This window comes from Sutcliffiella sp. NPDC057660, from assembly GCF_042800035.1.
Taxonomy (GTDB): domain Bacteria; phylum Bacillota; class Bacilli; order Bacillales; family Bacillaceae_I; genus Sutcliffiella_A.
On the sequence record NZ_JBHVHV010000014.1, the window covers coordinates 116,805 to 130,461 of the forward strand.

Annotated in this window: 13 protein-coding genes; 3 read left to right on the plus strand and 10 right to left on the minus strand. The window is 33.3% G+C overall.

Annotated elements, in window-relative coordinates; genetic code table 11:
• Nucleotides 1-29: 29 nt before the first annotated feature.
• The 7 genes from ACFVAD_RS17155 to ACFVAD_RS17185 all read right to left on the minus strand — a co-directional run bounded on the left by ACFVAD_RS17155 (nt 30) and on the right by ACFVAD_RS17185 (nt 8,695).
• On the minus strand, nt 30-584 hold the full coding sequence (locus tag ACFVAD_RS17155; RefSeq protein ID WP_386642715.1) for a hypothetical protein: 555 nt from the start codon (nt 582-584) through the stop codon (nt 30-32).
• The gene (locus ACFVAD_RS17160) at nt 584-1,315 is read right to left on the minus strand and encodes a hypothetical protein (RefSeq protein ID WP_386642718.1); all 732 of its coding nucleotides are present in this window, start codon (nt 1,313-1,315) and stop codon (nt 584-586) included. The genes ACFVAD_RS17155 and ACFVAD_RS17160 overlap by 1 nt, the downstream gene beginning before the upstream one ends.
• A gap of 189 nt (nt 1,316-1,504) precedes the next feature.
• A complete protein-coding gene (locus ACFVAD_RS17165) occupies nt 1,505-2,308 on the minus strand; it encodes a TIGR02391 family protein (protein WP_386642721.1) in 804 nt (267 codons plus the stop codon).
• A gap of 113 nt (nt 2,309-2,421) precedes the next feature.
• Nucleotides 2,422-5,481 (minus strand): type I restriction endonuclease subunit R, encoded by a 3,060-nt coding sequence (locus ACFVAD_RS17170; protein WP_386642724.1) that lies wholly within the window; start codon nt 5,479-5,481, stop codon nt 2,422-2,424.
• Nucleotides 5,482-5,550: 69 nt separating this feature from the next.
• Nucleotides 5,551-6,714: a restriction endonuclease subunit S gene (locus ACFVAD_RS17175; RefSeq protein ID WP_386642727.1), complete on the minus strand. Its 1,164-nt coding sequence runs from the start codon at nt 6,712-6,714 to the stop codon at nt 5,551-5,553.
• Nucleotides 6,711-8,252: a type I restriction-modification system subunit M gene (locus ACFVAD_RS17180; protein ID WP_386642730.1), complete on the minus strand. Its 1,542-nt coding sequence runs from the start codon at nt 8,250-8,252 to the stop codon at nt 6,711-6,713. The genes ACFVAD_RS17175 and ACFVAD_RS17180 overlap by 4 nt, the downstream gene beginning before the upstream one ends.
• Nucleotides 8,253-8,485: 233 nt before the next feature.
• The gene (locus tag ACFVAD_RS17185) at nt 8,486-8,695 is read right to left on the minus strand and encodes a hypothetical protein (RefSeq protein WP_386642733.1); all 210 of its coding nucleotides are present in this window, start codon (nt 8,693-8,695) and stop codon (nt 8,486-8,488) included.
• 149 nt (nt 8,696-8,844) lie between these two features.
• On the opposite strand from ACFVAD_RS17185, the gene ACFVAD_RS17190 reads away from it, so the two are divergent.
• Nucleotides 8,845-9,354: a hypothetical protein gene (locus ACFVAD_RS17190; protein WP_386642736.1), complete on the plus strand. Its 510-nt coding sequence runs from the start codon at nt 8,845-8,847 to the stop codon at nt 9,352-9,354.
• A 99-nt stretch (nt 9,355-9,453) separates the two neighbouring features.
• On the opposite strand, the gene ACFVAD_RS17195 is transcribed toward ACFVAD_RS17190, so the two are convergent.
• From ACFVAD_RS17195 to ACFVAD_RS17205, 3 genes are read right to left on the minus strand one after another with little or no spacing between them, the layout of a single operon-like run.
• Nucleotides 9,454-9,939, minus strand: a complete 486-nt coding sequence (locus ACFVAD_RS17195) for a TIR domain-containing protein (protein WP_386642739.1) — start codon at nt 9,937-9,939, stop codon at nt 9,454-9,456.
• Nucleotides 9,939-11,420, minus strand: a complete 1,482-nt coding sequence (locus ACFVAD_RS17200; RefSeq protein WP_386642742.1) for an SIR2 family protein — start codon at nt 11,418-11,420, stop codon at nt 9,939-9,941. Before ACFVAD_RS17200 ends, ACFVAD_RS17195 begins: the two co-directional genes overlap by 1 nt.
• Before the next feature lie 15 nt (nt 11,421-11,435).
• Nucleotides 11,436-11,990, minus strand: a complete 555-nt coding sequence (locus tag ACFVAD_RS17205) for a toll/interleukin-1 receptor domain-containing protein (RefSeq protein ID WP_386642745.1) — start codon at nt 11,988-11,990, stop codon at nt 11,436-11,438.
• A gap of 124 nt (nt 11,991-12,114) precedes the next feature.
• Between ACFVAD_RS17205 and ACFVAD_RS17210 the strand changes: the two genes are divergently transcribed.
• Nucleotides 12,115-12,654, plus strand: coding sequence for a GNAT family N-acetyltransferase (locus ACFVAD_RS17210; RefSeq protein ID WP_386642748.1), 540 nt, complete (start codon nt 12,115-12,117; stop codon nt 12,652-12,654).
• A 17-nt stretch (nt 12,655-12,671) separates the two neighbouring features.
• Nucleotides 12,672-13,424 (plus strand): helix-turn-helix domain-containing protein, encoded by a 753-nt coding sequence (locus tag ACFVAD_RS17215; protein WP_386642751.1) that lies wholly within the window; start codon nt 12,672-12,674, stop codon nt 13,422-13,424.
• The last annotated feature ends 233 nt before the right edge of the window (nt 13,425-13,657 follow it).

Here is a 13,657-nt window from a genome sequence, read left to right on the forward strand (position 1 = left end):
TCTTTTCTTACTTCATAAATTATGGATAATTAGTATGAAATAATTTGGAATACGGGCTCATCATTTCCTTCAATAAAATAGCCATTAAGTTCTGTTACTTTATCATTGGCCCACTTTAAGTCTCTTTGTGTCAGCCATGAATATTCATTATCAGGATTCACAACCTCATGAATAAACGCTAAGTAGTACAGACAATTTTTATACTCTAGATTTCTAATGTAGTTCTTCACTTTCACAATATCTTTTTTAAAAGGATCTTCATTAGTGTCATATTTATATTTCATTTCAACTACTGCTAAAATATCTACTACATCATTTCTTAAATGTCCATTAAGGCCGGGTTCTTCACATAACTGTGCTATAACTAAATCTGCTCGTAATCCATCATGATAATATTCTGTATATATTTTGAGCCTATTTTCTTCTAAAAACCTATCAGTCAATTTGTTTCTTAGGTGAAAATAAAACGAATTCTTCAGTGTATCTTCCTTAAGTAAACTAAAGTTTTTATAGTCATATTTAATATTATTGGACCAGATTTCTTTTATAGCGTTATCTATTGTCTTTCTCGTACCGATATTCATTACTCACCCTCATTGTATACTTTAAAATTGTTGCTAATATCCGTTATTAACTGATCATAAAAAGATTTTCCCCATAGATATCTATCCTTGTCCCTTAAAGTATATTCTTCTGGAGCGATAGTTGAAACAGCATAAATATAATCCATGTATTCTTCCCATAATCCTTCAGAAAACTTTCTATCCGTTAAACTATGATAACGATATCCATTTTCTTGAAGAACATCACAAACTCTAACATCATAGACAGTAAAGGAATCAGGAAATAATACAGTTAAAATAGCACTAGCCATCGGCAATCTAAATCCACAGTTTGCCATTAAATATTCTAATCTCTGCTTAGGATCATTCAACAAATTAACTTCAGCCGTAATTGATTTAACAGCATCCTGTAGACTTGGATAACCCATTTCTAAAATTCGCTTTGCTACTTTAGATTTGGATCGGTTTGATTTCCAAATGACAATTAAGAAAAAATCAGGAGCGCTTAAATATCCTTGTTCTTTAAATTTAATATGTACAGAATCGAATAGGTACGTTTCAATATCATAGAGTGCTCTATAATCTAGTTCTAGTACCTCTGTTTGTTTATTTGGTGGTTCAGGATTATCTTCTTTCATGAACTTATTGAATTCTTTTATTACCTCTTTAGGTGCATTTGGCTTTAAGTGCCAATTGCCCGGTTCTCCTACGAAATACGGGGAATCTATAAATTTTGGTTTCTTACCTATCAAAGGAAACACCTCAAAACATATTAATATCAGGATTTTCATTCTAATTTTAGCACATTTCCATTCTATTACTTTCATTAGCCTAAAGATTATATAAAAATAGCAAGCCCTTTAAATTACTCGGCTTGCTAAGAAAGTCTTTATACTTAAAAATTTGCAATTGATAATCTACTTCCTCAATCTCCCAGAGGATTAACCCCAATAAACAGACTTGTCTATTTGGCGAAATAAGAAACTTAACAAAGAAAGAATATCTAGAGCATCCTTGACTTCAATCGGCCATTCTAGGGCTAATTCATGCCCTTTAGGATTACGAATTGCCCTCATAACACCCATACAAAGGTGCATAATACCCTCTTGCTCATTGCGATCTGTTTCAGTTACTTGTTTATTAAGTTTTAAACTACCTTTCATTGATAATGCTGCACTCATTAAATCTGACCCATGTTTATCTATTTTAGCCTTTTCTGCTACAAACTTATCAAATGCCTTGCAGCATTCAAAGACTGCGTGAAAATATCTTCCTTCAGCAAAAAGATCCCTTCCATGTTTACGAATCTCCTCATGATAATTCCTTGAATCAAATGCTTTTACTTCTTGTGAATTTCGATTTAAACTAGTGTCTTTTTTGCCTGTATAAACAATTTTACCAGTCTCTAAACTTATTTTTAGACCATAAAACTTTATTATCTCGTTTACTTGTCCAACAATTTCTTCATGATAATCGCCATTATTTATGTATTCTTGGGGATTACATAATACTTGAATAATTTTTACAATATGATATTGACCTGAAGAGATGCTTTGAATATCTTGTAAAACTTCGTAAACAAATCTCCACTTGGTTGTTCCATCATGCTGATATTTTGTGAATCCTGCTTTATGAAAAAAATTCGTAATTCCAGAACCAGTATACCTATCACCGATAATTTTTGAGAGTTGTTCTAAAGCAGATAACTCAAATGGCTCAATTGTTATATTATTAGTTTTTATCATTTAGATCACCTTTTATATTTCTTCTACTTCATATATCATTTCATGAATGGAAAATCTAAAAGAAAACAGATACCTAGAGTTTGAGTGGTATCTGTTTCATTTTATAACTCTATTTAAGCGTCCATTGGCCAGCCTTTATACTGTTCTTCAGCCTGCTCCATAAACTTATTAGTTAAGAATTGAAGTTGTTGTCCAGTAACTTTCTCTTTCATTAATACCATTTTGACAGCAAGTTTCACTTTTGCATAAACATCTTGGCGATGTGGGCTAGTCCAATCAACATCGAGTTTCTTTTTTAACTCATTAACTACTCTGTGTATTAAGTTGGCTAAGTACTCGTTTGAAAAAGCGGCATCCTCCATTGAAGTAATTGCTTTATAAAACTCAATTTCTTCCTCTGACAAGCCTAAGTCCTGCCTTTTGCGCATTTCTTCTTCCATTTCTTTTCGCATCTTTATCATCATTCGAACAACATCTGCTGCTTGAATGACACGATTATGGTACTCAGTTAGAGTTTTTTCTAACAACTCTTGCATCGTTTTAGTCTGTGGACTACCCTGCTTAAATGTGACTTTTATCTTGTCCTCAAGTAGTTTTTTCAATAGTTTTAACCGTAAATCCTCATGTTCTTTCTTTGATAAATCGGCCAAAAATTGCTCATCAAGAATGCTAATATCTTGCCGTTCGATTCCAACAACTTTGAATATGTCTACCGTTTCTTTAGCAAGTAAATTCTGATCCAATAATGCTGACAGTTGCTCTTCTAATGTCTTATTCCCTCCCCCATTTCCACCCGGAGGTCTTAAGTGCTTTCGTAGTTGAGCCTTTAACATTAGATATAGAGTAACCTCATCAGCAAGTACCATTACTTCTTGCTGATTTTTAACGAGTTGATATGATTTTTCTAATTTTGTTGCATACTGTATATAATCTTCTGTATCACTGTTTAATAGAACATTTACTATATCTGCTATAAAATCTTCTCTATCTATTTGGGGTTTATGCCTCCAACCGTCTATCACTATATTAGAAGGTATATAATTTCTAACAGATTCTAAGTTCTCATTAAAAATTCTAATAGCCTCAGTAATATCATATGCAGGGTTCCCATTGCCTCCACCTGTTGTATATTTATGGGTTGCCTCCTTTAGGGAAGTGGCAATGCCTATATAATCAACAACAATTCCACCTTCTTTGCCGGGAAAAACACGGTTTACCCTTGCAATGGCCTGCATTAGATTATGACCCTTCATAGGCTTATCAACATATAAATAAGAAAGCGGCTGTGCATCCATACCTGTTAACCACATATCTACTACTATAACAAATTTAAGTGGGTCTTCAGGGTCCCGTAATTTAGCCTTAACGTCTTCCTGTTCTTTCTTAGACTTAATATGTGAATATTGGCTGCCCTCTTGGATCTCTCGCCATTCACGCGGGTCTTTTGATACATCACCCGTCATAATTACTTCCATTTTTGGACAACCTTCTACTTCTTTTAAACAATTATATAAATCAGCAGCAATTTGGCGGCTCATACATACAATCATTGCTTTTTGAAAAGGATTGGCCATTGAATTAAAATGTGATACGATATCGTTTGCAAGGCGTTTGAGCCGTTTTGGAGTTCCCACAACTTTTTCTAAAGCGGCCCATTTTCTTTTATAACCTTCTGTTTCGTCACCTTCACCATTATCTACAAATATATCTTCGAATTGCTCATCAATGTCCTCTGCTGTTAAATCAAGCGGTATGAGTCGGCTTTCATAATATATTGGTAATGTTGCCTTATCAGCAACTGCCTGTGCCATGTCATAACGATGTATAGTATGTCCGAATATCTCTTCAGTATTGTTTCCTACAAAATCTACTGGTGTTCCTGTAAAGCCGATATGAGAGGCGTTTGGAAGTGCAAAACGCAATTGTGCAGCATAACCACCTTCAAATCCTGACTGAGTACGATGTGCCTCATCTGCAATTACAACAATGTTCCTCCGTTCTGAAAGTACAGGGTGTTGTGTCTCTTCACCTTTTAATCGAAATTTTTCTATAGTAGAAAAGACAACAGGGGTGGCTTCACCTCTAAGTATCGTTCTTAATTTTTCAGTGCTGCTAGCCCGTTCAACCTTACCAATTAATGACTCACCCTCAACGAAAGTATCATACAATTGTTCATCTAAATCATTTCTGTCCACTTGGATTACAATAGAAGGATTATTCAGTTCAGGGTGTCTGCTTAATATTCCTGCAAAGAAAAGCATACTCAATGACTTACCTGAGCCAGTCGTATGATACATAACACCAATCTTGCGATCTCCCTCTGGTCTTGTTGCACGAACTGTTTCCTTAACTGCAAAATTAACCCCAAAAAATTGGTGGTATTTTGCCCCTATTTTCTTTGTTTTGTCCCCTGATTTAAGGAAAACAATAAAGTTGCGAATATAGTTCAACAGACGGTCCTTAGGGAATAGACCCTCTATTAATGTACGCATTGTATTAGCCCGATTGTTATCTACATTTCTTCCGTCAATGGATTTCCATGAAGCAAAGAAATCATAATCAGCAAAAGGCATTCCATGCTTTGTTTCCACATTATCTGAAACAACCGTGAACGCATTGTAGTTAAAAAGTTGTGAAATATCATAAGTGTAGTTTTGTATTTGTGTAAAAGCATCCTTAACGGTTGCAGTTTCACTATTGGGATTTTTTAATTCAAACACAATGAGCGGAAGCCCATTAATATATATAACAATATCGGGTCTACGAGACATTCTTCCTTCAATTGAAAGTTGATTCACAACTAAAAAATCGTTGTTTTCAGGGAAATTCCAATCTATCGGAAAAATGTGAGGAGTAAAAGGTTCACCGTTCAATTCATAAGTGAACTCCACTCCCTTAACCAACATTTGGTGAAATACTTGGTTTCTCTGGATTAAATTCACACCATCTGGAGATGTAATAATGCTTATTAAACGTCTAATTTCTTGATCAGGGATATTAGGGTAAGCCTTCTTTATGAAGGCTTCAAACCTATTAAATAATACTACTTCCTGTAATTGTTCACGTTCCCCACGCTGAAACAATTCTTGAGCATGAAAATACTCATAACCAATTCTTTTTAATCTTTCAATAGTAGTCTCTTCAAATGCTGATTCACCTAGAGGTCTGGACATGATGCAACACCTCCTTAGTTTTTAACATAATCTTTTAATATTCACACCAACTTACAAAGATGTGGTTTATTAGGATTCACTTGTTCCCTCTTCTAATAAAAGGTGTTGAAGAAGATAATTCCTTGTTTCAATTAAAGAATAGTTTTCTCGATTGTTAGCAGCAATCTTATCAAATAAGGCTTTAACTTTATTTTCAAACTCTTGAACAACCGAGTCTGGTGGTAAAATTAATTTCTGGCTATAAGCAACCTCTCTGTTCAAACCCGGAACTGCTGAATCTGTCCCTTTATCTTCCAAGTGTTGTTGATGCAAAGCGAAATACAGATAATAAATGCTGATTAGATTATTATTAATATAAAAAGTTGTATCTATAGGATAATAATCTTCATCAACCCAAGTGATTGTACCTGCATTTCCTTTTCTTCCAACAACAATTGATGGACCTTTTACAATAGGTGTATCATGCCAATCAACTTGACCACCTGAGCCTATTACAGGCACATTGCCAAGGACTCTATCCTTTTTTCTTAATGCCTTTCCATATGCAAATTCGAACACATCTTTATTCGAAACAATTTTCCATCCTTCTGGAATTTCACCTTGTTCTGAATCGATAAAATTCCCGTCTTTGAATGGCCCGAAATTTACAAAGTAATGTTTATATAATGAATGTACCATTACTTCTAGTGTTTTGTTTATTTCTTTGTTATTTTCTATCATTTCATCTATAGAAAATAAATTATCTGCCACCTTTAATTGATATTCAATTGAAGGTAGTTGGATTTCAATATCTTTTAATATTTGAGTATTAATTGACGGCATCGTTGCACCAACCGCTATTCTTCTAATATATTCCTTGAAAGATTCTAATCCGAAATAATAAGAAAGATATAGTGATGAAACTCTACTGTCCTTTACTCTGACTCTAAGGCAACGTCCCGAAAATAACCAACCATCCTCTTTTTTTGTTACGTATGCTCTTCTATCAACTGAACCTACACGACTAAATACAATATCTCCTTCAAATATTTGATACTTTGATAATCTTTCTTTATCTTCTTCTGAGACCTTAGGCATATTATTATGAATAATTCGATTGTCACCTAAATGCTCGACAGTAATAATTGGAGTTCCTTTTTCAACGTAATCCTTCTGGTGTAGTTGACTTCCAAAAGGGCCAGTTTGTACTTCTGCAATATCACCTAGACGAAATTTTGTAAATTGGGATTTCAAAACAAGCCCTCCAAGTCTTTCTTTATTTTTTCTTGGAGTCGATTTGATTCTTCAAAGTGATTTAAAAGCCTTTGGGTTAATTCTTCCATTTTTTCTTCAAAAGGAGCATCGTCATTTTCACTTACTTCTGTTCCAACAAAAATACCAGAAGACAATTTATAATCAACCTTCTTTACTTCCTCGATACTTGCTACTTTACAAAATCCAGCAACATCCTCGTACTTTTCACCATATTTATAATCATGATAGACTGATGCAATTTTATTAATTTCTTCTTGGGACAATGCCTTTTGCTTTCGACTTACTAGGTTTCCCATTTTACGGGCATCAATAAATAAAATTTCATCTTTTCGTTGTCTAAAACCATTTTTCCCATCCCTGTTTTTACTAATTAAAAATAAACAACATGGAATTCCTGTCGTAAAAAACAATTTTTCTGGAAGTTGGACAATACAGTCAATGTAACCTTCTTCTATTAATTTTTGTCTAACCTCCTTTTCTTCCTTTTGGTTTGTAGTCATTGCACCGTTTGCCATAACAAAACCTGCCGTACCTTTTTCGTTCAAATGAAAAAGAAAGTGCTGTATCCACATATAATTTGCATTACTGTTTGTTATTGGTCCTATTAAACGCGGATCTTTTTTTGCAATTCTCTCTGCTCCCCAGTCCTTCTGGTTAAATGGTGGATTTGCTATTACATAATCTGCTTTTAAATCTGGAAATTGGTCATTTAATAACGAATCACCTAAGCGAATATCTGCATTCATTCCATGAAGTAAAACGTTCATTTTCCCCAGACGAACGTTTGTTGTTACATTCTCTTGACCATAAAATGATAGTGCACGTTTTCTTGGAGCGTACTCTTCACTTTGAATAAACATTCCTCCCGAACCACATGCAGGATCAAACACCTTTCCTTGAATTGGCTCAAGCATCGCTACAAGTAATTCAACGATACTTGAAGGTGTAAAGAATTCTCCGCCACGATTGCCTTCGGATGATGCAAAGGAACCAATAAAATATTCATATGTACGGCCTAGTACATCGACACTTCCTCGATTATTTGCACTAAATGCATCACGCGAAAAGATTTCTATTAAACCAGCCACGTTTTCTACTGAAATATTTGAACCTTGATAAATACGTGGCAGCATACCCTCAAGTTCTGGGTTCTCATCTTCGATACGTTTCATTGCATTGTCAATAATTTCTTTTATATTTGGTTGTTTTGCTTGCTGCATAATATAAGACCAACGAGCATCTTCAGGTACAAAAAAAACATTTTCTGACATGTACTGGTCACGGTCTTCAATTATTAATGATTGTGTTTCAACATCTTCGGCATACCAGTCACTTGTCGGATCAGTAACCATTTGCTCAAGTGTTTTACGACGTAGTTCATATTTGTTAGATAAGTAACGTAAAAAGATTAAGGGTAAAACATAGTTCTTATAGTCACTAGGAGCCACACTCCCACGCATTTTATTTGCTGCATCAAATAAGTCTTTCTGAAAATCTATATCTGCTTGTACCTTCATGGTTTTTCCTCCTAAAAATCAACAAAAAAACTTCTAACTATTTTCCTATTTTATCATAAATCCGAGATGCTTTACTGACATATTTTAGTGGGTGTCAAAACAGATAAAAAAAGAGGTAAGGAAAAATTTCCTTACCTAGACTTATTAAAATATTTTGTATAAATCGCTCTGTTTTCAATGGTAAATAGTTCATTTTTTGGCTGTCATATTAGATAATATCGAAACATGTAATTTCATAATTGCTTTAAAAATCCCTTTAACTTTTTCAATAAAATTCTCTTCTGGTTAGATATACGACCTTGTTCGGGAATTATTAGAGCCAAATTAGTTTTGTTTTCACTGGATGATTTCATTTTGATAACTGCAACAACATATTCGTCTTGCTTAGCAAAAACCACATTTTCATTAATATTGAAAAGTTCTGTTTCATTTCTTTTGTTCATGGCTATCCCTCTTTCGCTACTTAATATTCAAGATGATGTTCAATAGCAAAAGGGTAATACCTTTTTTAAATCAACAAATATTTAGCCATATATAAACTTAAAAATATATAATTATCATAATAGGATATTTGTTGAAAAGGAGAAGGGTTATGGAAATAAACAGACAATTTATTATTAATATTTTGGCAAACAGGTATTATCAATTCCTTTGCAGCCTTCCTTATCATGATCATCTCTATATGAAGGGTATCCATGAAGGAAAAGGTAAATTTCTCGCTAATTTACACATTCATATAGCCACTAAAGACTTACCTAAAAAATGGAATGATAAGAGGTATTCTACTGATTTTGTTACACCTGCCGCATTAGAAATTTTAAAAAATAATAGTGTTAATGGGCTTGAATATGAGCATTTGATTCCGAAAAAGAAATACATCCAAGATATCTGTGAACAAAAAGCCATTGAGGGAAGCCTAACTGAAGAATTCGTTAATGACATTATTAGTCAATATCTATGGACTGCAACCGTGACTACACAAGAACATAAATTACTTTCACGAAGGGTCATGCCTACAGATTGGGATAATAAAGATATTAAAGCAAGATACGTGTTTGCTGGTATTACTTTATTAAATCATGATAAGAATTACTTCAAATAAATAAAATGATATTTATCCACATTTTCTATAACCTTGTGTATAAATGAATATAATAAAACCTAGTCATGTAATTATTCATTATTGACTAGGTTTTATTTATTATTTTCCGGCCTTTTTAGCGGCTTTCTCAATCCAATTACCTAAATTTTCACGTCCGTTATCGTTTACCCAATCATAAGTAGGAAATATTTCTGAGAAATATACTTTTTTTCCGTCTCGTTCATAATACCAATTATCAAAGGGGTTCTTTCCCTTCGTGTCCGTACTACCGTTGACATCTTTAACACGATGAATATATACACCTAATAGCCCATTTCCTCTTTTCGCACTTTGTTCAATCTCATAGCCAACATACTTTCTTTCGGATGTTTCACTCCCAATAAGTACAACAGTTGTACTTGTACCTTCTAATTGCTTATCAATCCAATTTTTTATTGCCTGATCACCTTTTCTTTTAACCTCTTCCCAATCTGCTTTATCAATAAATCCTGCCTTATCTCCCTTAAAAAGACCACTATTTCTTACTTGCCCTGCTCTCCAAGAGTCCCTTTCAAAATGAAAACTGAAAAATGTTTTTCTAGCCATTATTCTCCTCCTCTAACTTCAATAACTATATCTGTGACTATTTTAATTAATTGATTAAAATCGATACCGTCTTCACCTAGTTTAATAAACTTATCTTTTAAATTTGGAAACTCAGGATAATATCTATCAAAATCGTTTATTACCTGTTCCCATAACTTTCGACTTGCGTACCCTGTTACGCCAATCGGGATCACTTTCACATTTTTATCTACAGCAATATCAAATTCTCTTATAACACCATTTGCTTGTACAACTTCTGCCCCTTCTTCTTGCCCTTGTTTTTTAATAATTTTGTTTCCAAACATAAATATGGCTATCCCACATTCACTAAGGAGTTGTTGTCGGTATTTTTCCCATAATTGGCTTATGTCCATACCGTTTGTTGCATATTGTGGGAACGGTCTCATTATTAAATGTTCATTTATGTTTCGTGTTCCTACTTGCTCCATTCCTTCTAATACACCATTTATTACAGCACTACCTACACCCAAACCAAAGCCAGTGGCAACCTTAAATTCCTTTTGGTTTAATGTTTTACTTAGTTTATGAATAAAATCTTCTGGCCCTATACCTGAAACTGTATAGTCGCTAAATTCTTCTGCACTTCCAGATATAAGTACATTATTTCTATTATATCTTTCAGTAATAACTTCCAATATTGTAGTAATGTCTTCATATTTTTTTACCATAAGTGGTTTAATAGAATATCGTTCTAAATCAGCACATTTTAATTCTTGTTTAATTTTATTGTATTGAAATTGCTCTTTTCCCTCTGGATTATCCGGATAATCCTCTTCAAGCACTTCTTTTATAAAATAATAGTGGGTTCGAGCATGATCATCTAATAATATTTTTATTCGACTTAAGATATGTTCTAGATTCGGGTCTTCAAAACTAAAACCAATAAACAAAAAGGTCTTAGAAACAAGATCCCCTTTCAAAGCGATAGTGAACATTTGGTTATTTTTCTCATATAACTCAAAATCGTTTTTAATTAAAACTGCCTCATCTGCTACTTCCGCGTCACCGTGCATTTTGTAAACAATTGCATCTCTTTTACTTTTAATCATAGCCAAATCATTTACTCGTTTTTTCACATCTGGTTTTTTCCCTGCTTGGATTAAGGCTTGTTCTATTAGTTTGTCATAATTAGTTGTCCAAAATGTTCGAATAGGTAATTCTGCAAGGACTTCATGATTGCGGCTTATTCTTCCCGTTTGACTAAAATGATTATTTATTAATTCAGTCAATGGTGTTTTAGTTTTGGAATCGTTATAGATATATTGTGCTAAGGATACTAAGTCACTTTCTTTATTAACGTCAAGTCCTAGTCTTGAAGCAGGGCGTCTTAATAGTTCCTTCCAATTAACAACACCAGATGGGATAGATAAACCTGCACCTGCAAAAATAGCAGCATTTCCTTCCTTTAATGCAATTACATATTCTTCTATAAAGTTATTAATTTCTCTACTAAATAACAAGACAGTTCCTCCCTTTTATTCGGATACCCATTCTTTAAAACTCTTAATTGGCCCATTTAGATATTTAATATATAAAAAGCCATGGTTATCAATAACATAGTTATATAACCCTAAATATTCTTGCCCTTCAAAAGAGTCCTTCTGGTAGGATGAATTATTAATAGGCAGTATTGCTACTTTTCCTCTAAACCCATCATAATATCCTAATTCCCAAGGCATCCACTTTGAATCAGAAGAATTATCAGAAGTAGCAAAAAATAAACTTCTACAAGTTCTCATTCTGTTTCTTATCTGATTTGCCGTCTGTACATTTACATTTCCCCTGCTTAGTTGCTTGTCTTCTATCCAATCAACATATACCTCATATCCTCTTTCCTCTAAAGTATTCTTTAATCCTAAGATCACCTCTGCATCTTGGTAACTATGCGAAAGAAAGATATCGTATGTTTTAAATGGACTATAGGCTTTGTAACTTTCATTTAATATAGTTGAAGCCGATTTAGTGTAGTAACTTTTCTGAATTACTGAGTTTGCCTTATTAATTAAGTCTCTTCTTGAAAATAGAGCCACTCTAATCTCCCCCTTATAAAAAAATTTGTAAAATTCTGTAGTTAAATTGTACCATAAAATATATAATAATATCCAAATAACACGAACGTACTTTCGTAAAATAAAATAATTTAGGAGGTTGCTGATGAATATTTTTGATCAAATATTTAGTCGAACTAAAGTATCACCCTTAAAGAGGAAAAACAATATAGAATTTGAGATAAAATACCAAAGTGAAATTTTATTAAACAAAGGGTTTGAAATAATTTCTGGACTTCAAAAACAAGATCACAATTTAATACTATATAGACATTTCTATGAAACTCCCAAGGAGGACGAAACGATAATTTTTCTTGGAATTCGAGTCATTACTAAAAAAGGGATTCTCTACCCCGATCCAGTTTTAAAAGCATTTTTTAATGATGAATTTACTGATATCTCCTTAGCCGATATTGAAATAGAGGAATATCTGTCTAATAATGGTTATGGAAGCATACTGCTTAGCACCCTTATTGAAATTGCAAAGAAAAGAAATATAAATATCACTGGCTGGATATCCAGTGTTGATAGTGATCATATAGATAGGTTGATTCACTTTTATAAGAAGCATAATTTCGAGGTAATTTTAGATGCAAACAGTAGTGGAAGCCTAAAAATTGGTGATTTAATATGGAAAAATATCTAAAAGAAGGAGGTATATAAATGGGCAACCAGTTAAATATTTCTTCATTTGAGTACCTTTTGGGGACTATCATTAAAGAGGAAATATCTACTTCTGTAATTAATCTTTACAAGAAACAACATTATTCATCAAAAAAATATTTAACTATTAAGGAAGTTTCCGCAATGACTGGTATTGGCTCTTCCGTTGTACGACAATTGACATTATCAAGAGCAATGCCTCATCGAAAAATAAAATCTCGGATAGTTCTGGACGAAGAGGAAATTAAAGAAACAATTGATAATTATAGAACGGTTGGTTGGACTGATCCAGATAAAACTTGGGATGTAAAAACTGTTCAGTCTGAGATCGATAAATTTCATAAATCAAAGGAGGAACCCAAAATGATTGATGAAATACTACGAAAAATAATTAGAGAAGAATTAGCGTGTTTTTCAAATGAAATTAAAAACTATGCAAAAAAGGACAAGGAAAGTTATTACGGAAGAACTGTCCTTACAATAAAAGAAGCAGCAGACCATTTTCGGACAAGTCCTTCTACAATTTATAGTTTAATCAAAGAAGATGGTATGCCTCACTTTAAAATTTATAGTAGACACTACATTGTCCTTGAAGAGGCTGAGGCTTACTTATGGAGGGAGACTGCTAAGTCTTATGCAGATGAGGGTAATATATATTGGCAACGAATACTTCAAAGGCTTGATTGGGAGGAAAAAGAAAGAAACGCAGCATATGAGAAGGCATTAAAAAGGTTAGAAGAAAGTACTTATTAACTTATTTATTTACACCACCATAGGGAAATTTAAATTGTTTTTGAATGATGCTATACAATCATATAGGGAATCCATTAACTTTGATTTAAGAACCTATTTCCCCTTCATTTTTGGGTGATATAATGACAATGCAATAGGTAAATAGGTTAAAAGCAGGGTGGGAAATCCCATCCCTGCCATTTTTCGTTACGGTTATACTTACAATATTATGTGAGGCAAATAATAATTATTGA

Excerpts from the sequence above, each read along its gene's own strand:
- ACFVAD_RS17195 (WP_386642739.1), bottom strand. The coding sequence starts at position 9,939 with ATGGCTAGAAAAACATTTTTCAGTTTTCATTTTGAAAGGGACTCTTGG.
- ACFVAD_RS17165 (WP_386642721.1), bottom strand. The coding sequence starts at position 2,308 with ATGATAAAAACTAATAATATAACAATTGAGCCATTTGAGTTATCTGCT.
- ACFVAD_RS17215 (WP_386642751.1), top strand. The coding sequence starts at position 12,672 with ATGGGCAACCAGTTAAATATTTCTTCATTTGAGTACCTTTTGGGGACT.
- ACFVAD_RS17210 (WP_386642748.1), top strand. The coding sequence starts at position 12,115 with ATGAATATTTTTGATCAAATATTTAGTCGAACTAAAGTATCACCCTTA.
- ACFVAD_RS17170 (WP_386642724.1), bottom strand. The coding sequence starts at position 5,481 with ATGTCCAGACCTCTAGGTGAATCAGCATTTGAAGAGACTACTATTGAA.
- ACFVAD_RS17185 (WP_386642733.1), bottom strand. The coding sequence starts at position 8,695 with ATGAACAAAAGAAATGAAACAGAACTTTTCAATATTAATGAAAATGTG.
- ACFVAD_RS17155 (WP_386642715.1), bottom strand. The coding sequence starts at position 584 with ATGAATATCGGTACGAGAAAGACAATAGATAACGCTATAAAAGAAATC.
- ACFVAD_RS17190 (WP_386642736.1), top strand. The coding sequence starts at position 8,845 with ATGGAAATAAACAGACAATTTATTATTAATATTTTGGCAAACAGGTAT.
- ACFVAD_RS17180 (WP_386642730.1), bottom strand. The coding sequence starts at position 8,252 with ATGAAGGTACAAGCAGATATAGATTTTCAGAAAGACTTATTTGATGCA.